The sequence below is a fragment of the Paenibacillus sp. F024 genome (genome assembly GCF_057814255.1).
In genome coordinates this window covers 17,348-34,540 of sequence record NZ_JBVASZ010000038.1, presented here as the reverse complement: position 1 = coordinate 34,540, position 17,193 = coordinate 17,348, and the positions used below count along the sequence as shown (strand labels likewise).

Annotated in this window: 15 protein-coding genes and 2 riboswitches; of the genes, 6 read left to right on the top strand and 9 right to left on the bottom strand. The window is 51.8% G+C overall.

Features of this window, described 5'->3' with window-relative positions; genetic code table 11:
• Positions 1 to 337: 337 nt before the first annotated feature.
• A riboswitch (cobalamin riboswitch) is annotated at positions 338 to 539 on the bottom strand.
• A 314-nt stretch (positions 540 to 853) separates the two neighbouring features.
• Complete coding sequence (locus ACZYR9_RS23890) at positions 854 to 1,027, bottom strand: hypothetical protein (protein WP_488980916.1); 174 nt, start codon at positions 1,025 to 1,027, stop codon at positions 854 to 856.
• A gap of 225 nt (positions 1,028 to 1,252) precedes the next feature.
• Here ACZYR9_RS23890 and ACZYR9_RS23885 point away from each other — a divergent pair, with 225 nt between their 5' ends.
• A complete protein-coding gene (locus ACZYR9_RS23885) occupies positions 1,253 to 2,173 on the top strand; it encodes an aldo/keto reductase (protein WP_488980915.1) in 921 nt (306 codons plus the stop codon).
• A 199-nt stretch (positions 2,174 to 2,372) separates the two neighbouring features.
• Here ACZYR9_RS23885 and ACZYR9_RS23880 read toward each other — a convergent pair whose 3' ends face one another.
• Both ACZYR9_RS23880 and ACZYR9_RS23875 read right to left on the bottom strand, forming a co-directional pair.
• Positions 2,373 to 4,121 carry a putative bifunctional diguanylate cyclase/phosphodiesterase gene (locus ACZYR9_RS23880; protein ID WP_488980914.1) on the bottom strand — a complete coding sequence of 583 codons (1,749 nt, stop codon included), beginning with the start codon at positions 4,119 to 4,121 and terminating at the stop codon, positions 2,373 to 2,375.
• A gap of 117 nt (positions 4,122 to 4,238) precedes the next feature.
• Positions 4,239 to 5,906 (bottom strand): copper resistance CopC/CopD family protein, encoded by a 1,668-nt coding sequence (locus ACZYR9_RS23875; protein WP_488980913.1) that lies wholly within the window; start codon positions 5,904 to 5,906, stop codon positions 4,239 to 4,241.
• Between the two features lie 178 nt (positions 5,907 to 6,084).
• Positions 6,085 to 6,280, top strand: a riboswitch (cobalamin riboswitch).
• Positions 6,281 to 6,391: 111 nt separating this feature from the next.
• Between ACZYR9_RS23875 and ACZYR9_RS23870 the strand changes: the two genes are divergently transcribed.
• Both ACZYR9_RS23870 and ACZYR9_RS23865 read left to right on the top strand, forming a co-directional pair.
• Positions 6,392 to 8,617 (top strand): ribonucleoside-diphosphate reductase subunit alpha, encoded by a 2,226-nt coding sequence (locus tag ACZYR9_RS23870; protein WP_488980912.1) that lies wholly within the window; start codon positions 6,392 to 6,394, stop codon positions 8,615 to 8,617.
• Between the two features lie 96 nt (positions 8,618 to 8,713).
• Positions 8,714 to 9,751, top strand: coding sequence for a ribonucleotide-diphosphate reductase subunit beta (locus tag ACZYR9_RS23865; protein ID WP_488980911.1), 1,038 nt, complete (start codon positions 8,714 to 8,716; stop codon positions 9,749 to 9,751).
• A 75-nt stretch (positions 9,752 to 9,826) separates the two neighbouring features.
• On the opposite strand, the gene ACZYR9_RS23860 is transcribed toward ACZYR9_RS23865, so the two are convergent.
• On the bottom strand, positions 9,827 to 11,551 hold the full coding sequence (locus ACZYR9_RS23860; RefSeq protein ID WP_488980910.1) for a diguanylate cyclase: 1,725 nt from the start codon (positions 11,549 to 11,551) through the stop codon (positions 9,827 to 9,829).
• Positions 11,552 to 11,579: 28 nt separating this feature from the next.
• On the bottom strand, positions 11,580 to 11,975 hold the full coding sequence (locus ACZYR9_RS23855) for a response regulator (RefSeq protein WP_488980909.1): 396 nt from the start codon (positions 11,973 to 11,975) through the stop codon (positions 11,580 to 11,582).
• A 216-nt stretch (positions 11,976 to 12,191) separates the two neighbouring features.
• On the opposite strand from ACZYR9_RS23855, the gene ACZYR9_RS23850 reads away from it, so the two are divergent.
• Positions 12,192 to 12,575, top strand: coding sequence for a hypothetical protein (locus tag ACZYR9_RS23850; RefSeq protein WP_488980908.1), 384 nt, complete (start codon positions 12,192 to 12,194; stop codon positions 12,573 to 12,575).
• Between the two features lie 16 nt (positions 12,576 to 12,591).
• Here ACZYR9_RS23850 and ACZYR9_RS23845 read toward each other — a convergent pair whose 3' ends face one another.
• On the bottom strand, positions 12,592 to 13,104 hold the full coding sequence (locus tag ACZYR9_RS23845; RefSeq protein ID WP_488980907.1) for a gamma-glutamylcyclotransferase family protein: 513 nt from the start codon (positions 13,102 to 13,104) through the stop codon (positions 12,592 to 12,594).
• A gap of 60 nt (positions 13,105 to 13,164) precedes the next feature.
• Between ACZYR9_RS23845 and ACZYR9_RS23840 the strand changes: the two genes are divergently transcribed.
• Positions 13,165 to 13,305, top strand: a complete 141-nt coding sequence (locus ACZYR9_RS23840; RefSeq protein ID WP_488980906.1) for an N-acetylmuramoyl-L-alanine amidase — start codon at positions 13,165 to 13,167, stop codon at positions 13,303 to 13,305.
• A 274-nt stretch (positions 13,306 to 13,579) separates the two neighbouring features.
• Entirely contained in the window at positions 13,580 to 14,341 is a 762-nt protein-coding gene (locus tag ACZYR9_RS23835) for a sulfite exporter TauE/SafE family protein (RefSeq protein ID WP_488980905.1), read from the top strand.
• Between the two features lie 142 nt (positions 14,342 to 14,483).
• Here the strand turns inward: ACZYR9_RS23835 and ACZYR9_RS23830 are convergent, their stop codons facing one another.
• From ACZYR9_RS23830 to pxpB, 3 genes are all read right to left on the bottom strand, one after another.
• Positions 14,484 to 15,257, bottom strand: coding sequence for a LamB/YcsF family protein (locus ACZYR9_RS23830; RefSeq protein ID WP_488980904.1), 774 nt, complete (start codon positions 15,255 to 15,257; stop codon positions 14,484 to 14,486).
• 107 nt (positions 15,258 to 15,364) lie between these two features.
• Positions 15,365 to 16,381, bottom strand: coding sequence for a 5-oxoprolinase subunit C family protein (locus ACZYR9_RS23825; RefSeq protein WP_488980903.1), 1,017 nt, complete (start codon positions 16,379 to 16,381; stop codon positions 15,365 to 15,367).
• Positions 16,378 to 17,190: a 5-oxoprolinase subunit PxpB gene (gene pxpB, locus ACZYR9_RS23820; protein ID WP_488980902.1), complete on the bottom strand. Its 813-nt coding sequence runs from the start codon at positions 17,188 to 17,190 to the stop codon at positions 16,378 to 16,380. Before pxpB ends, ACZYR9_RS23825 begins: the two co-directional genes overlap by 4 nt.
• Positions 17,191 to 17,193 lie beyond the last annotated feature (3 nt).

Genomic DNA, 17,193 nt, shown 5'->3' with positions numbered 1-17,193 from the left:
TGCCTCCGGCTTCCTTCAGATTCCGCCTCGCGACGGACACCCTTGCCCTTGGCTACGGTAGGCGCTCGCCAGCCCCCGTTCAGGACTTTCACCCTAAAGATGACGCCCATGCTGGGCGTACTACAAAAAAAAAGCATCCTCCTTCCGGAAGATGCTTGACGACAATGGATGGGAAACCAGCAGTGCGGCTTTATATCACGCAATGGCTGTCGCCTGTTCGGCTGCGTTCGATAAAGACGGTTAATCCTGCATGGCTACTACCGCTCTCGTACACCATCCTATCCGCGTAGGTGTTGTGGTGACTTCGTTGTCAACTGCCATCGCAATATCCGATGGAACGGCTGCAACAGAACAGGCAGGTCTCCTGACTTGCGTCTCAACGCTTTTCTGCAGCCTTCCCATCCATTGACAGTGGCGTAATACACACAGAAAAGCTTCTCGCTTACAGTGGCGGGACCGTGCCGGACTTGCACCGGCTTCCCTTTTAAACCGAGACCGTCAATACAAACGGAATCGGTACCTGATCTATTAAAAATATAAAGCTATCGGCGTATTGGGTAAAATCGAATTAATGATAGCATGGTTGTCCTCTCAATGTCCACCATCAGTTTCACTTTCATAAAAAGCGGGAAAGAATATGGTGAAGCTAACAGGTCATAAAAAGGAAGCTCTACCGCTAGGGATCATTAACAGCTTATGGAATACGGAATAAAAAAACACAGCCACTCCTAAAGCCCGATGATATTGCAAAGGGCGTACAAGCGGCTGTGTTCTTTAGCGTTGCTCTCCACCAGACTTATCTGATCGATTTCGTCAAAACGCCTGAGCGGGTTGCGGATCAGGCTTACATCTGTTATTTAGAATCGGCGGTTTGTAAAGCATGCTCCCAGCTTGGAAAATAAAACAATGCATTTTGCAGCAATTCCGGATGCGATTGTTTTAATTTCTTCTTATTTAGCGGCTGTCCGCTTGTTTTTAATGCTTGGATTTGCGATATAACATCAACAACACTCATACTGGATTCCATAGCTGATCTCCTTTGTAATCATGTCTTACTATTATTATTGTTAAAAATTAGTAAATTATACTTGGCGATTTTAGTGAGAACGTTGTTCGCAGCAGCGACTTTGAGGATTCATCGTTTGTTGCTTCATTAACCGGTTTGAATATCACCATGCGTTTTTGTACAATCGGGAATAGACTGAACCGCTCGAATATCATCCCCAAACCATTTATCCAAGGAGGAATCTCAATGAAATATCGCAAGCTCGGAGCAACGAATCTGAAGGTATCCGTCATCGGCGTAGGAACTTGGCAGTTCGGAGGCGAATGGGGCAAGCCTTTCACGCAAACCGAAGTAGACGGCATTCTCGATCAGGCGAAGGATAGCGGGATCAATTTCATCGATACCGCAGAATGCTACGGCGACCATACGTCCGAATCGCTGATCGGAAGCTATGTTTCCCGCGGACGCCGGGAGGATTGGGTGATCGCCACCAAGTTCGGCCACCGCTTTCACTCGCATATGGATCGCACTCAGCACTGGTCCCCTCAAGAGGTGCTTGAACAACTCGACGCTTCCTTAAAAGCGCTTCATACGGATTACATAGATCTATACCAATTTCATTCGGGGTCGGACGAGGCGTTTGATCAAGATGACTTGTGGACTCTGCTGGACAAACAGGTACAAGCGGGTAAAATCCGCCATCTCGGCACATCTATTGGAAGCAACGATAATCTGCATCAAACCGATGCTTCCTCACGCGTGGGCTCGAAGGTCATTCAAGTCGTTTATAACCGTCTGGACCGTGTGCCTGAGCAACGGGTCTTTCCTTCCTGCGAGCGGCAGGGGCTTGGCGTACTGGCCCGTGTGCCGCTGGCGAGCGGATACTTAAGCGGCAAGTACAAGCCGGGGGCCGTATTTGCCGACAACGACGTCCGGCAGCGGCACGATCCTGAACAAACGCTCCTCAAGCTTCAAGAGGTTGAACGCATTCAGGAAAAAGAACTGCCGGCCGGTATGGACATGGCCACTTGGGCGCTGGCCTGGTGTCTAAAGCATCCCGCTGTTACTGCCGTCATACCCGGCTGCAAGAGCCCGCAGCAGGTGATCGCCAACGCTGCCGCGGCCCGTTACGTCGGCGAGGGGCACCCTCAAAGCTGGAAACAGTAACCCCATAACCAAACGCTATATACCCATGTTTTGGACTCGAATCGTCCATGGGATGGGGCTTGGACCCGCGATATGCCAGTCGTCTGTTGTGCAAGCGGGTAACCCCGGGCTAGTTTGCGTAAAAGTTCGGCCGGCAATCAGAGGATTGGCATCCTCAAACCAAAACGGCCCTATCGCCATTGAAGGCGGGGCCGTTATTTTACGCCACCAGGTTCCTCTGCAGCAAAGCGTGAAACTCATCTGCCGAAACCGGTTTGCTGTATATGTAGCCTTGAATTTCCCTGCAATTGACATCAAGCAGAAACGAGAGCTGATCTTGCGTCTCTACCCCTTCCGCTATGACATTCAGCTTCAAGCTTTGCGCCATCGCCATGATCGCCTGTACGATCGCGGCATCATCCGGGTCTTCGGTAATATCCCTTACGAATTGCTGCGCGATTTTCAGCTTGTCGATCGGGAATTTTTTCAAGTAATTCAGTGAAGAAAACCCTGTGCCAAAATCATCTATCGAAATATGTACTCCCATCCCCCGCAGCGTATCCAGCTTGTCTATCACCTGGTCCAGCTGATACATAGCGATGCCCTCGGTAATTTCGAGCTCCAGATATTGCGGCTCCAGTCCGCTGTCTTGGAGCGCTTCTAATACGACCTGTACAAAGTCATCCTGATAGAACTGAACCGGTGAAATGTTGACCGCCATCTTCAGCGGCGGGAATCCTGCAATCTGCCATGCTTTATTTTGCATGCAGGCCGTTCGCAGCACCCATTTCCCGATCGGAATAATCAACCCTGTTTCTTCCGCAAGAGGAATGAAATCTCCCGGAGATATGAAGCCGAGCCGCGGATGGTTCCAACGAAGAAGAGCTTCCATCCCGTTTAAACGATGATCGAATATATCCACTTGAGGCTGAAAATACAGTACGAATTCATCCTGCTCCAGCGCTTTGTTCATCCACTCCTCCATAACCAGCTTCTGGATGACCGCATCGTTCATATCAGCGGTATAAAAGCGGTAGCCGGTCGTACCGTAATCCTTGGCCCGGGACATGGCCGTAGCCGCATTCTTCATCAGCGTAATCGGATCGTCTCCGTCCTGAGGATATTTCGCTATGCCGATACTGCAGCCCACACGAAGCTCATGACCGTCAATGGAAAACGGCTTGCTGAACAGATGAACGATCTTTTGCACCACCATCTCTACATAGGAAGCTTGCCCCGCATCCTCAATCGTTACGGTAAACTTGTCGCCCTCCTGTCTTGACACGCTGGCGCTGCTGTTTAATCCATTCTTCAACCGTTCCGCCGCTTCTATGAGCAACCGGTCACCGAAGGCATGACCGAACGTATCGTTTATATTCTTAAACCGGTCGAGATTAATGAACAGGACAGCCAGCTTGGATCGGACTAATCGGGCGGCTTCAATGGAAGTCTCAAGGGACTGCTGGAATTTCTCTCTGTTCGGCAATCCGGTAAGCTGGTCATGATAGGTTAAATCATGTAACCTCCGTTCCGTTTCTTCTCTATTTCGGAGATCGGCGATGGAAAAATACAACAAAGGGGCCGCCAGCAGAATCATACCCGCCGCATCCGCCAAGTGGATCAGCCAGCCGTTCCATCCTTCGTAGATATATCGGACCGCCACCTCAACACATTCCGACAATAGCAGCAAACTCAAAGCCGCATACCAGGTCGTTGTCAGTTGATTCGCTTTTTTATTTAAAGACACATATAGCACCGGTCCGGCGGCTATCGAGATAAACCCTAGTGCAATCCAATCTATTTGATCATAAGGAAGGCCGAACACGCCCCTGATCGAGAACAGCCCGGCTTGCGCTCCTATCATAGTAAGCCATAGACGCAGAAACGAAGCATTTCGCAGTAGCTTGTTTCCTTGCGATGGTTTTCTTGTCCAAAATGTTCCCACAGGACTTCGAAGATTGCTGTTCATTCTCTGCTTACCTCCTGAAGGGTATATCTCTATTCTAATTCCCCGATTTCAAAAGGACAAGATGTTTTAGCTGAAAAGTCCTATGTGTTCCTTTGTCTTTTTATGTCGAATGGAGCTTTAGAAGATTCTTTCTTCCTTTTCATATACCGTTTCATCATCATTGCTGTCCATGACCCGTATCTCCAGTTTCCAATGTCCGGGGTATGGGAGATAGGCTCCCCGAGCCTTGTAGCTGTACCTTTTCATCCCGAATGATTCCTCAAAGCTCGGATCCTCAAAATATTCCAAAGGAACACCTAACGGAGCGATTTCCGGACTATCGACCGATTGCAGCTTCATGATGACCTGCTTCGGCTTGCCGAGCTTCTCAGGCAGCCACACCTTCACCGTAAAATCATTCACTCCCGGATTATTGGGACTAATCTGCGCCGTCATGTGAATCTTTTCGCCCATCACATGCCAATTCAGCGGCTCATTGGCAGGAGCCGGCGGTAAATAAGTAAAAATGCCGACAATCCCCAAAATCAGCGCCATCAACAGCGCGTCCGCACGCATCAAGCGCCGGGTGCTTTGCTCATGGTTCTTCCGGTAAAAATAACGGATTAGCGATGCGATGACGACCACCGTCAGCACCAGTCCCGTCTTGACGATCAGCAGCTTGCCCCACCATGTTTCTACGAGATAGCGAATATCCGGCAGAAAAATGAAGGTCATCAGCGCTCCTGAGACGACCAGCACCAGAATACCGATCAACGCAGCCATAGAAAAAAACGGATACATCCTCCTTGCCTGCTCCCGGTCATGGCGCCATAGCAAAAGCATCGTCAGCAGCCCTCCAATCCAGACGGAAGACGCTCCGAGATGCATAAAGTCCAAAGTCAATGTCTCCCTGGCAGGCTGGTAAGCGGCAGCATGGCCAAGCATGCTTTTGGCGAACCAGACGGCAGCAACCCAAACATAGTCCAGCAGCGCATTTCGATGCAGGATAACAAATGAAAGCAGGGCGAGCAGAAGTCCTCCGAGCCATGCATAGCCGATGGTCGTTTGCGTTAGCAGACGCACAAACGCATCCGCCCCGCCTTCACCGATTAAATCGCCCATATGGGCCCACATGAACAAAATATAAACAATGAGATAAGCCTGCTGCCAGCGCTCTGCGTTTTGCCGCAAACGGTTCTTTGTCTCTAACGGACTGCCCGTCCCGAACCAACGAAGCCACAAAAGCAATCCCGTAAAGCCCAGCATCGTGAAGTAAAATGCGATTCGCGAAGCAAACTGCAGTACATCCTTCACTCCAAAGCGGTCCAATGGCCCGTTCTCGTGATAGTGAAGATGCTCCTCCATGCCAGTTCCGGTCCCGGGTACCGTCGCCGGCCCGCTCAAGCTTTCGCCTACGGCAAACAGGTACGTTCCGTTCACCGGATGTCCGTCGGCTGAAATCACGTGATACGTTACCAAATAAGTCCCTTGTCCAAGCTGCGGCAGATCCAGCGCCAGCTTGGTTTGATTATCGTTCATCACCGGAGCTTGTTCCGTGACCAACCGTTTATCCTTATCGTACACCCTTAATTGATAGAGTTCTTTTTCCAACTGTTCATTAAAAGTAAGCACAGCCTGTTCAGGAGCTTGTACAAGCTCGCTGCCCGCTGCAGGCACAGCTTCCACCAGGCTTGCATGAGCGTCCGCGCGCGACGCCCCTCCGAATGCGAGTATGATTACCCAGCACAATAATAACCAATAGACCGGACGGTGCAGCATCCGGGCTGTGAAAGTTCTGAAATGCATGATAAAGCCCCCCTTGAATAGGTCCCCAACTAAATGTAGCATAAATGACTTGCAGAAACCAAATACAGAGTCAGGGCTAGGGAATACTCGCAAACTTGTCGAATATTGTATAAAATCATACATTGACAATCAGAGCGATAATGGGTTAAATTCATACTATCGCGCATTAAAAATAACTACATATGGTAGATGCGATAGTCATTCACTACGATATATTGTGGAAGATTAAAAATGAGAAGCCGGTGTGATTCCGGCGCAGTCCAGCCGCTGGTAAGGGGCACTATCGGCCGGATTCGCCATCTTTCGACGCGGAAGACAGCCAAAAAAGTGCTGCTCTCCGGAACCGGGAGACCTGCTCGCTTCTTTGGTACGATGATGTACCCTATAAAAATTAGGGGTATGCTTAAGACGGATCGTCGGCATGCTTCGTCTGAGGAAACGGGCGAAGGCATGCTTTTTACTTGATGAAGGGGAGCTGTTTATACATGATTATCGTCAAACGAGACGGCACGAAGGAAGAGCTCGTATTCTCCAAAATGAAAAAAGTCATTGACTTTGCTTGCGAGTCTTTTCCCGGATGTGATCCATTGGAGCTCGAGACAGCGTTACTGCCATTATTTCGCAATGAAATTTCGACCAAGGAAATTCAGCGTCTGCTGATTCAAGTCGCAGTAGAAAAAACAAGCGTTGAGCAGCCTAATTGGCAGTATGTAGCCGCCAAGCTGTTGACCTACGACCTATACAAAGAAGCCCAGTTAAACCGCAAATACGGCCATTTCGGATATGGCGATCTTTATTCCCTGATCACCTATTTAACACAAGTCGGCCTGTACGGCGAATATATTCTCGAACACTATACGAAAGAAGAGATCCGGGATCTCGGCAGCTATATCAAACCGGAAAGAGACTATTTGCTGAACTATATCGGCCTGAAGACGCTCACGGATCGTTACTTGATCAAAGGGCTCGATAAAGAAGTGCTCGAGCTGCCGCAGGAGCTGTTCATGGGCGTTGCGATGCATCTGGCAATGAAAGAATCGGACAAGCTTTACTGGGCCAAGCGCTTTTACGATGTGCTCAGCAACCTGGAAATGACGGTCGCCACCCCTACGCTCGCCAATGCCCGTAAGCCGCTGCATCAGCTGTCCAGCTGCTTTATCGATACCGTACCGGATAACCTGTGGGGCATCTACAACGTAGACCAAAGCTTTGCGCAAGTGTCCAAGCACGGAGGCGGCATGGGAATTTATGTAGGTAAAGTCCGCAGCCGCGGTTCGAACATTCGGGGCTATAAGGGAGTGGCCGGAGGCGTCATTCCATGGATTAAAAACTACAACAACACGGCGATTGCCGTCGACCAGCTTGGTGTCCGTTCCGGAGCGGTGGCGGTTTATCTGGACGTATGGCATAAAGACATTCTGGATTTCCTGAACCTCAAAACAAACAACGGGGACGACCGGATGAAAGCCCACGATATTTTCCCGGGGGTATGTATTCCCGATTTGTTCATGAAAACGGTAGAGGAACGCGGCAGCTGGTATTTATTCGATCCGCACGAGGTTCGCAAAGTCAAAGGATATTCCATTGAGGATTCTTACGGTGAGGAGTGGGAACGCCGTTACTTGGATTGCGTGAATGACGATAAGCTTTCCAAGGATGAAATTCCGGCGATCGACATCATGAAGCGCATCCTGACCAGCGCTTTCGAAACGGGCACTCCATTCGTGTTCTTCCGCGACACGGTGAACCGCGCCAATCCGAACAAGCATAAGGGCATGATTTACTGCTCGAATCTGTGTACGGAAATCTGCCAAAACATGAGTCCGACGGAAATGATCCAGACGACACACGAAGACGGCATCATCACCTCGCAGGTGAAGAGCGGCGATTTTGTCGTTTGCAATCTGTCGTCCACCAACCTGGGCCGCGTGTATACCAAAGAAGACATTGAACGTGTCGTAACAACGCAAATGCGGATGATGGACAACGTCATCGACTTGAACTACTATCCGATTCCGCAGGCGGAAATTACCAATAAAAAATACCGTGCCGTAGGCCTTGGCTCCAGCGGCTACCATCAGATGATGGCCCAGCTCCATATCCAGTGGGAATCCGACGAGCATGTGCAAAAGGCTGACGAAGTCTACGAGTGGATGAACTACTACGCCATTAAAGCATCCATGGAAATCGCCAAGGAAAAAGGCGCATATCCTGTATTCGAAGGCAGCGAATGGCAGACCGGGGCGTACTTTGAAGACCGTGGTTATAGCAGTCCCGAATGGCTGGAGCTCAAAGAGCAGGTAGCCAAGTACGGCGTGCGCAACGGCTGGATGTTCGCCATCGCGCCGACGGCATCCACTTCCCTGATCGCCGGATCGACGGCTGGCATCGACCCGATCTTCAATAAGTTTTTCGTTGAGGAGAAGAAAAACGCCGTCATTCCGCAAACTGCGCCGAACCTGAACCCGGATACCATGTGGTACTACAAGGAAGCGCACCGGATCGATCAGCACTGGAGCATCCGTGCCGCAGGCGTACGTCAACGGCACATCGACCAGTCGCAGTCGTTCAATCTGTACATCACGCCCGATCTGTCCGCTCGCGAATTCCTCGAGCTGTACATGGCCGCATGGAAAAACGGGCTAAAAACCGTTTACTATGTCCGCAACCAGAGCTTGGAGGTAGAGGACTGCGTCAGCTGCAGCGCATAATATGAACAATTAAGCTTAACGGATCGACAGGCGCTCAATAGGCCTGGCGATCCTCTATTTTTACACCTGAAAGATGCAGGAGGCAAACGAAATCGAATGGAACTTCAAAAAAAGAAGCTGTTTAACGAGCACGGAGACCGCGATTGGGGTAAGCGACGGATCATCGGAGGCAATACGACCAATTTGATCGAGCTCAACAATGTGAAATACGATTGGGCAACCAAAATGTACCGTACGATGATGAATAATTTCTGGATCCCGGAGGAAATCCCTCTTGCTCAAGACGCGAAGGATTACAAGTTTCTTTCGCCGGAGGAGCGCCAAAGCTACGATAAAATCATTTCTTTCCTCATCTTCCTTGATTCGCTGCAGACGGCCAACCTGCCGAATATCAACGAATACATCACGGCTCCGGAGGTCAACCTGTGCCTCACCGTCCAAACGTTCCAGGAAGCGGTGCACAGCCAGAGCTACTCCTATATTCTCGACAGCGTTTGTTCTGCGGAGGTACGCGACGATATCTATAACCAGTGGCGTGAGGACAAGCATCTGCTGCGCCGCAACCGGTTTATAACCGACCTGTATGAACAGTTTATCGAATCGCCGTCAACCGAAAATCTGATGCGCACCATCATGGCCAACTATATCCTCGAAGGCATCTACTTCTACAGCGGATTCAGCTTCTTCTATGCGCTCGGCCGTCAGGGAAAGATGCTCGGTACCGTGTCGGAAATCAAATATATCCAGCGTGACGAATTGACCCATTTGGCGCTGTTCCAAAACATTTTCCGCGAAATCCGCAAGGAAAATCCTGATTTGTTTACCGATGAGTTAATCGATGAGCTGCGCAGCATGATGCAAACCGCCGTACAGCACGAGATCGAATGGGGTCAATACATTACCAATAATAAGATTAACGGCCTGAGCAACGATATTATCGATCAATACATTAAATACCTTTCCAATGAGCGTTTGAAAAACCTTGGACTTGAAATTTTGTTCCCTGAAGTTGTTGAGCATCCGATGAAATGGGTGGAAAACTTCAGCAACATGAACAGCATCAAAACAGACTTTTTCGAGCAAAAGGTGACGAACTACAGCAAATCCTCGAACCTGAATTGGGATGACCTGTAAGCTTCAGCCAGCCAAGCTCTTCAACCAGCACGAGCCCGGAACGAAGATCTATCCGTCCCGGGCTCGCGTTTATTTTCAACCGATATTCAAAAGCTCCTTCACCTTGAGCTCCAGCTCCACCATGGAAAAAGGCTTGCGCAGATAAGCATGGGCTCCAAGCTTCAGCCCCTTGCTGATATCTTCCTCTCCACTTCGTCCGGAGAGAATCAGTATCTTCGTTGCGTCCGGCCATGTTCCGCGGTCCCTCAGCCTCTCAAGCATGCCGTATCCGTCCAGTCGAGGCATAATCCCGTCAAGAATACATAAATCCGCCGGCTCGCTTAACAAGGACTGATAGGCCTCTTCTCCATCTACGGCTTCCGCGAATTCAACAGGCAGGTGCTTCAGCTTCGCGATCAGAATGGAACGCAGTATTTTGTCGTCATCGGCAATGAGCACCTTTTTGCGCGTATGTATAGCCGACGTCACCACTCCCGAATCATGCTGCGGGATCCCCGTATGCAGCACAACCCGGTTGCGGCCGCTCTGCTTTGCTTTGTACATCCCGTCGTCTGAGGCCGCAATCCACTCTTCCACCGACATCCCCGGTTTCCACTCGCGAACACCCGCCGAAAAGGTAATGAAGAAGGGTTGACCTTCGTTTTGCGCCACAGGCTCCAAACGGGTCTGCGCGAGAATGCCTTCCATCGCCTTCAAAGCATCCTCGCCGGATGTATTCGGCAGAACGACGACAAATTCTTCCCCTCCTAAACGGGCCAACAAATCCGTAGAACGGAGATTGCCTTGAAGCAGATGCGCCAAGCCTTGAAGTACAAGATCGCCTACACTGTGCCCATAAGTATCGTTAATAGCCTTGAACCGGTCGATATCAATAAATACGAGTGAGATTGGGGCCGGATACCGGTTTACCCGCTGCAGCTCCACCTGGATCTGGTGATCGAAAAACCGCCGGTTGTAGACTCCCGTGAGCGGATCCCGAAACGCCATTTGCTCGAATGTTTTCGTCCGTTGGAGCAGGCTGTAGACCCGTGCGTTCAGTTCCTCATATTCGAAGGGCTTCATCACGTAATCGTCAGCTCCCAGATAAAAGCACCGGACCTTATCATGTATTTCGTTGCGTCCGGATAAAACGATCAGCGGCAGCCATTTTAAATTCGGATCGCTTTTCAAAAATTCGAATAGCTCATAGCCGCTGATCGGATGCATCATCAGATCGAGCATGACTAAATGGTAGGTTCGTTCGCGAAGGAATTTCTTTGCCGTCGTGATATCGGCGGCATCGTCAACTTCATACCCGTCAAGCTTAAGCCTGCGTATCAAGTAATTGCGCAGCACATCATCGTCGTCAATGACGAGGAGCCGCTGTCCCCGCAGAGGATTGACCGTATGCAGAAGGCTATCCTGCTGCTCATCCAGCTTCAGCTCCCGGGAATACATAACCGCCTCCCTCTCCAGCTCGAGCACAAGCGGAAGGGAAGCAGCGGAGACTGCGCGGTATTGCTCCTTTATCTTAAGCAGTGAAGAACCGACGATGTCTTGATCCGCCCACTCCCACTGCTCGGTAAGCTTGGCGGCAGTGTCCCCGATGCGAACAAAACCAAACATCGGTGCGCTCCCCTTCAATGTGTGGGCAAGCCGGTAAAATTGTTTCGCCGTTTCCGTAAAATCGTCTTGTTTTGAATCGAGGCTCCACTTTTTCAACTGCTCAATCTGATTCACAAGCAATACGATATACTTTTTTTTCCCTTCCTTGAGCAGTAGCTTTTCTCTGGCCGCCCGATCCGCATTGCAGCGTTCCACTCCCATTCACTTCCGTTCTCAGGTATATTCATTCCGCCTGGGTCCGCCCGTCGTTATGTATCAGCTCATGGACGGTATCCAATAGCTGAAGCGGACTAAACGGCTTGACGATATACTGCGTCACACCGGCATTTTTGGCTCGTTCCCGGTCTTTTTCCAAAGCTTTGGCCGTGAGCAAGATCACCGGTGCCTCCCGGTTTGGATTCAGGCTGCCTCGCAGCCATTCGCATACCTCTACCCCCGTTTTTTCCGGCATCATATAATCCAATATGACCATGTCAAAACGGCCGGATTGTAAATGCTCAATCGCTTCCAAGCCATCTTCCGATTCCGTAATCTCATATCCTTCGTCCGCCAACGTCTCTGACAGCAAAAAACGCAGCGCCGCTTCATCGTCCGCCAGCAATATTTTCAAATTTCCCATGAGGTCATGAGCACTCCTTACGTGTCTAATCAAATTACTCTCATTATATCATTTTCGACAATAATAGTACGAGAAAAATTCGGGAAAGTGTAAATTTTATAGGTCTAAAGCACCATGTTTGAGGTGTTGGAACTATGTTAATATGTGAATACAAATTTATTTAGAAAAACTTTATGAAACTTAGGCATCAAGACCTAACGGAAGGAATGATAACGTATGAGCTCAGTGGAGCACCTCATCAAAAAAGTTTCCAGATACGTATCGTTCGGACAACCGGTTTCTTCCGGATCCTTGGTAAATCAGCGCATTTCGGATCCTCGAATTCCAATGCAGGCTTACTACTTGACGATTCAATCGAAAAACGAACAAGAGCATTATTATCATGAAATTTGGCTAAAAAAAGATGGAGAATTCGCCATCACCGAAGCCTGGTACCGTGAGAGCAATGTGACGAGGAAGCTTCTGAAGGACAATTTGTCATATGATCAATTAAAAAGCTCCATCGGCGATGAAGATTCCAACAACATTCTGATGCGTATGACCGAAATTATCAAAAAGTCGGAAAAAGACGACTGGCGGCCTTATTCCAGAAGGGCATAATATGGCGTTTACAAGCTTAATCGAAATCGGTTGGGCTTTTTTGTTTTTCCCGGATATGTCTTCTCCAAGACCCTCCTTCCACAAGCAGGCAATTGCGCGAATCCGTCCAGACATAGACCCACCCCTCCCGCTCACGGTTCAGCCTATCCCGGACCCACACCCTTTCATAGTCGTTAACTGCACCCGGACCATAGTATTCCTCCAGCTCATCCATGCGTTCCAGGCCTTCCTCGGTTACCGTCAGCCATTGGCCTTCAACAAGAGAGCCCGCAGGCTCTTGGGTCAGTACAAGCGCAGGATATGACCCGGCATCGTATAATAATCCTTGAACTGCTCCGGACTGTACCGATAATACATGGGGAGAAACGACGTGGTGGTTCGTCCCGCCTACAAGCAGTGTTCCATAAACAAATACAGGTATCAAAAATTTCCGTCCTCCGTTATCCGTTATCGATGGCCTTATCATATCATAAACGGCCGCAGCCAATGATAGTCCTTTTTGTTCGCTAAAATCGCATCGCTGTGACAAACCGTCACTCTCCGCATAATCTGAATACAAGCGAAGGAGCCGATGAAAGGAGGGAGCGTCTTGCTTAGTCCGGAGGATGCTAACAAAATCATCCGCTTTTTGTCAGCCGCTTATTTTTGCACCGACTCCGCGGAAGCCCGGGCGGAATTTAACCGCCTTGCCAACGAGCTTCGGAAAGCATCAGGACAACCGCTACAGTAAAGCCGGTCAGGTAAGAGAGCGCCGCTTCAAAAGGAGCGGCGTTTTCGCGTTCACGGCGGAATGGACAACCGGCCGCGCTGCCCAATTTATAACGAAATGCCGCACAGCTGGGCATAGGCATACATATAGTAAATTCAGCCGGTAGGTTTTTAACCCGCAAGCATGATTGACGGGAGTGAGCAGGTTTATCTCATGCTCCGTTGTTGTAAATAACGTTCGTATTGTCGAGCCGCGGCTTTACAATCGAAACAAAAAGGGTTGAGGTGAATGATTCATGGAGTTAAGCATCGTTGTGATGGGGGCGTTCGTTGGATTGCTGGTTGGTTTGACCGGTGTAGGAGGTGCGGCTTTGCTCACACCGCTGTTAGTCCTACTAGGAATCCAACCGATGGTTGCGGTAGCAACGGACTTATTTTACAACTCCATCACTAAGCTGTTCGGCAGCATCCAGCATATCCGGCAGCGGACCGTACACACCAAGCTGGTCCTTTATCTGGCTGCGGGAAGTGTCCCTTCAGCGGTCGCAGCTGTTCTGCTTCTTCGCTTCTATCCGCCGCTGTATGCTTATCAGGATACGATTATCAAGCACGCACTCGGATTCGTCCTTATCATCGTGGCTCTGCTCAGCATCGCCAAGCAATGGTTGATCAAAGACCGGAGTAACTCCTTCCAAGACAAACCGCTTGAAGAAAAGAAGACGCTCAGCATCGGCATCGGCATCCTGCTCGGTTTCATGGTCGGATTGACCTCCATCGGGTCGGGTTCCCTCTTTGCGCTGGCCATGATGTTTTTTTACCGTTTAAAGACAGCAGAGCTTGTCGGCACGGATATCGTGCACGCCTTCGTGCTTGTATCCGCCGCAGGCTTAATGCATGCGGGCTTGGGGAATATCAATTATCCGCTCGCCTTCAATTTATTGGCCGGTTCGATCCCCGGCGTACTGGTCGGCAGCAGCCTTTCGGCCAAGGTTCCCGGCAAGCCGCTGCGTACCGTAATGGCGACCATCATACTTATCAGCGGTATCAAGCTGATCTGACGACTTTAAAGTCGCAGTGTTATCAGCGGTATCAAGCTGATCTGACGACTTTAAAGTCGCAGTGTTATCAGCGGTATCAAGCTGATCTGACGACTTTAAAGTCGCAAGGTTATCAGCAGTCTTAAGCTGATCCGGCAAGCACCTAACCCCCATAGGGGCGTATGCCGATACCTGCCTGCCGGAATCGCTCCCTAATCAGCGCGGCTAACGCCAGTGCTTCCGGTCCGTCACCGTGGATGCAAAGGGTATCCGCTGCAAGGACGACTTCCTCCCCTTGCAGCGTCATTACCTTTCCTTCACGGACCATTCGAATCGCTTGATCCGCTGCCTGCTGCGTATCGTGAATCACCGCTCCAGGCTCGGTCCTTGGTGTCAGCGTTCCATCCGCCCGGTAAGTCCGATCGGCGAACGCTTCTGCCGCCGCTCTAAGACCAATGGCTTCCGCCGCTCGAATCAGCTCGCTGCCGGCCAGACCGAACAAGATGAGCTCCGGATCCAAGCGGTAGACCGCCATGGCGATGGATTCCGCCAGCGGACGCTGTACAGCCGCCATATTGTATAAAGCGCCATGCGGCTTTACATGCCGCATCCGTCCTCCTGCGGCACGGACAAACCCCTGCAGCGCGCCGACCTGATACAGCATCAGATCGTACGTCTCCCCGGGTGTGATCTGCATTGCTCTGCGTCCAAACCCTGTCAGGTCTGGAAGTCCCGGATGCGCCCCAATCTCCACACTATGCTCCAAGCAGAGCTCTACTGTACGCCGCATGACCGACGGGTCTCCCGCATGAAATCCACAAGCGATATTGGCTGAAGTCACCAACTTTACAAGCTCCTCATCCTGTCCGATCCGATAGGCTCCAAAACTTTCTCCCATATCTCCATTCAAATCGATGAATAATGGCTTCAAGATCATGAACGGTCCTCCCTTCGCCTGACATCCAAATCCGGCTTCGTAAGCACAGCCTTGCAACTCGGGCTCCACGCATACGCAAAGAGCGCTCCGGTTAATGTCATCGTTGATTATAACGATTCTATCCTTGCTTTTACAGCCGCGGCCAGCTGAGAAAGCGCCAGCTCGCGAAAAAGGTACAGCGCCTGCGCTTCCGGTGCCGTAATTTCGGTGAAGCACAGCATGCTGCCCGGCCGCGCTTGCGCGACAAGCGGCAGATCGACGGCTGCGATCTGCGCGATGCGCGGATAGCCTCCGGTCGTCTGCGCATCCGCGAGCAGCACGATCGGCTGTCCGTCCGGAGGCACCTGAATGGTGCCCGGCGTGACGGCCTCGGAAATCATTTCGAGCGGCGACCTCAGGACAAGCCGTTCCCCGTCCAGCCGGCAGCCCATGCGGTCCGACTGGACGGTGACGCGGTAGGGCGCGGAGAAGAAAGCTTCGAGGCTGCCAGCCTCGAAGCTTTCGGCCTCGCGCCCGAGCACCGCGCGGAGCGCCGGATGCTCCGCATACGGCGGACGCGGCGCTCGCGCAAGCGCCCACGGCGCGGGCGAGAGCGCGGCCCCAAGCGCAGCCGCGGCAGCGAGGCGCTCGCGGAGCGCGGCGGCCGACGCCGGAAACGGGCCTACGGGCAGGCGGTCGCCCGCCTGCAGGGCCCGGCCGGCGAAGCCGCCAAACCCCGCCGGCACATACGTGCTCCGGCTGTCCAGCACGGCGGGTACGGCCAAGCCGCCCGCCACCGCGAGATACGCGCGCATGCCCGAGCGCGCGGAGCCAAAGCGCAGCACCGTACCGCTGCGTACGAGCACCGGCCGCCAGCCCGGCAACGGCGCCCCGTCCTCCGCATGCGCATCCATCTCCGCGCCGCAGAAGGCCACAACCGCCTCCTGCTCAAAGCGAAGAGCGGCGCCGGTCAAGGTCATCTCCAGCACCGCCGCGCCCGGCGCGTTCGCCACAAGCGCATTCGCCGCCCGAAGGGCGAACAGATCTACGGCGCCGCCGGTCACGACTCCGATGCCGCGACGGCCGAACCTTCCGGCGTCCTGTACCGTCGTGAGCATACCCGGCTTTTCCACCATGATGCTCATTGGTCTCCTCCTCCAATTTTTCCCGATCTGCTTGCAGCCTGCTTCAGCTCCCGCTCAAGCTCTTCATACCGTTTAGGAGACAACGGCTCAAAACGTACCCGGTCCCCCGGCTGCAGAAGACTCGGACGATCACGATGCGGATCGAACAGCGTTTCCGGCGTTCGGCCGATAATCCGCCAGCCGCCCGGAGACGCGAATGGATAAACACCCGTCTGCGTTCCGGCTATGCCGACCGAACCGGCAGGCACGTGCGGACGCGGCCTTTCCAGACGGGGATAGCATAACCGGTCCGGAAGTCCTCCCATATAGGCAAACCCGGGCATAAATCCGATCAAATACACCGTATATGTATAGGAGCAAAACAGTTCAACCATACGCTCTTCCGTCAACCCGGCATGAGCCGCAATCTCCTCAAGGTCCACTCCATAGCCGCCACCAAAGCAAGCGGGGATGATAACCGGAGCATCGCCCTGATCACCCGCATTTTCTTCCGATAAGCCAAGCAAGCGACGATGAATCCATGCGCATACCTGGTCATAAGGGGAGTCATCCGTCATACTCCCGTTCAGACCCGAACGATGTCCTTCAAGACCTTCCTTATATACAAGCCAGGAATCGTAATACACCGTCACCGTCGTATAAGCCCGTACCCACTCTACTACGGCTGCCGGCGGATGCTCGGCGATCCTGCGCACCGTATCATCCACCAGTCTCCGATTCCGTTCCGAGACAACGCCTTTCCAGCGAATGACGGCCGCCTGTTCCCCAAGCGGATATAGTTCATAGGCGCCATAATCACGTACCTGCATCTC

Bases quoted from the DNA above. Each gene is read 5' to 3' on its own strand.
- ACZYR9_RS23825 (WP_488980903.1), bottom strand. From the start codon at position 16,381: ATGAGCATCATGGTGGAAAAGCCGGGTATGCTCACGACGGTACAGGAC.
- ACZYR9_RS23875 (WP_488980913.1), bottom strand. From the start codon at position 5,906: ATGCATTTCAGAACTTTCACAGCCCGGATGCTGCACCGTCCGGTCTAT.
- ACZYR9_RS23855 (WP_488980909.1), bottom strand. From the start codon at position 11,975: ATGGGAAATTTGAAAATATTGCTGGCGGACGATGAAGCGGCGCTGCGT.
- ACZYR9_RS23850 (WP_488980908.1), top strand. From the start codon at position 12,192: ATGAGCTCAGTGGAGCACCTCATCAAAAAAGTTTCCAGATACGTATCG.
- ACZYR9_RS23835 (WP_488980905.1), top strand. From the start codon at position 13,580: ATGGAGTTAAGCATCGTTGTGATGGGGGCGTTCGTTGGATTGCTGGTT.
- ACZYR9_RS23830 (WP_488980904.1), bottom strand. From the start codon at position 15,257: ATGATCTTGAAGCCATTATTCATCGATTTGAATGGAGATATGGGAGAA.
- ACZYR9_RS23885 (WP_488980915.1), top strand. From the start codon at position 1,253: ATGAAATATCGCAAGCTCGGAGCAACGAATCTGAAGGTATCCGTCATC.
- ACZYR9_RS23880 (WP_488980914.1), bottom strand. From the start codon at position 4,121: ATGAACAGCAATCTTCGAAGTCCTGTGGGAACATTTTGGACAAGAAAA.
- ACZYR9_RS23870 (WP_488980912.1), top strand. From the start codon at position 6,392: ATGATTATCGTCAAACGAGACGGCACGAAGGAAGAGCTCGTATTCTCC.
- pxpB (WP_488980902.1), bottom strand. From the start codon at position 17,190: ATGCAGGTACGTGATTATGGCGCCTATGAACTATATCCGCTTGGGGAA.
- ACZYR9_RS23890 (WP_488980916.1), bottom strand. From the start codon at position 1,027: ATGGAATCCAGTATGAGTGTTGTTGATGTTATATCGCAAATCCAAGCA.
- ACZYR9_RS23865 (WP_488980911.1), top strand. From the start codon at position 8,714: ATGGAACTTCAAAAAAAGAAGCTGTTTAACGAGCACGGAGACCGCGAT.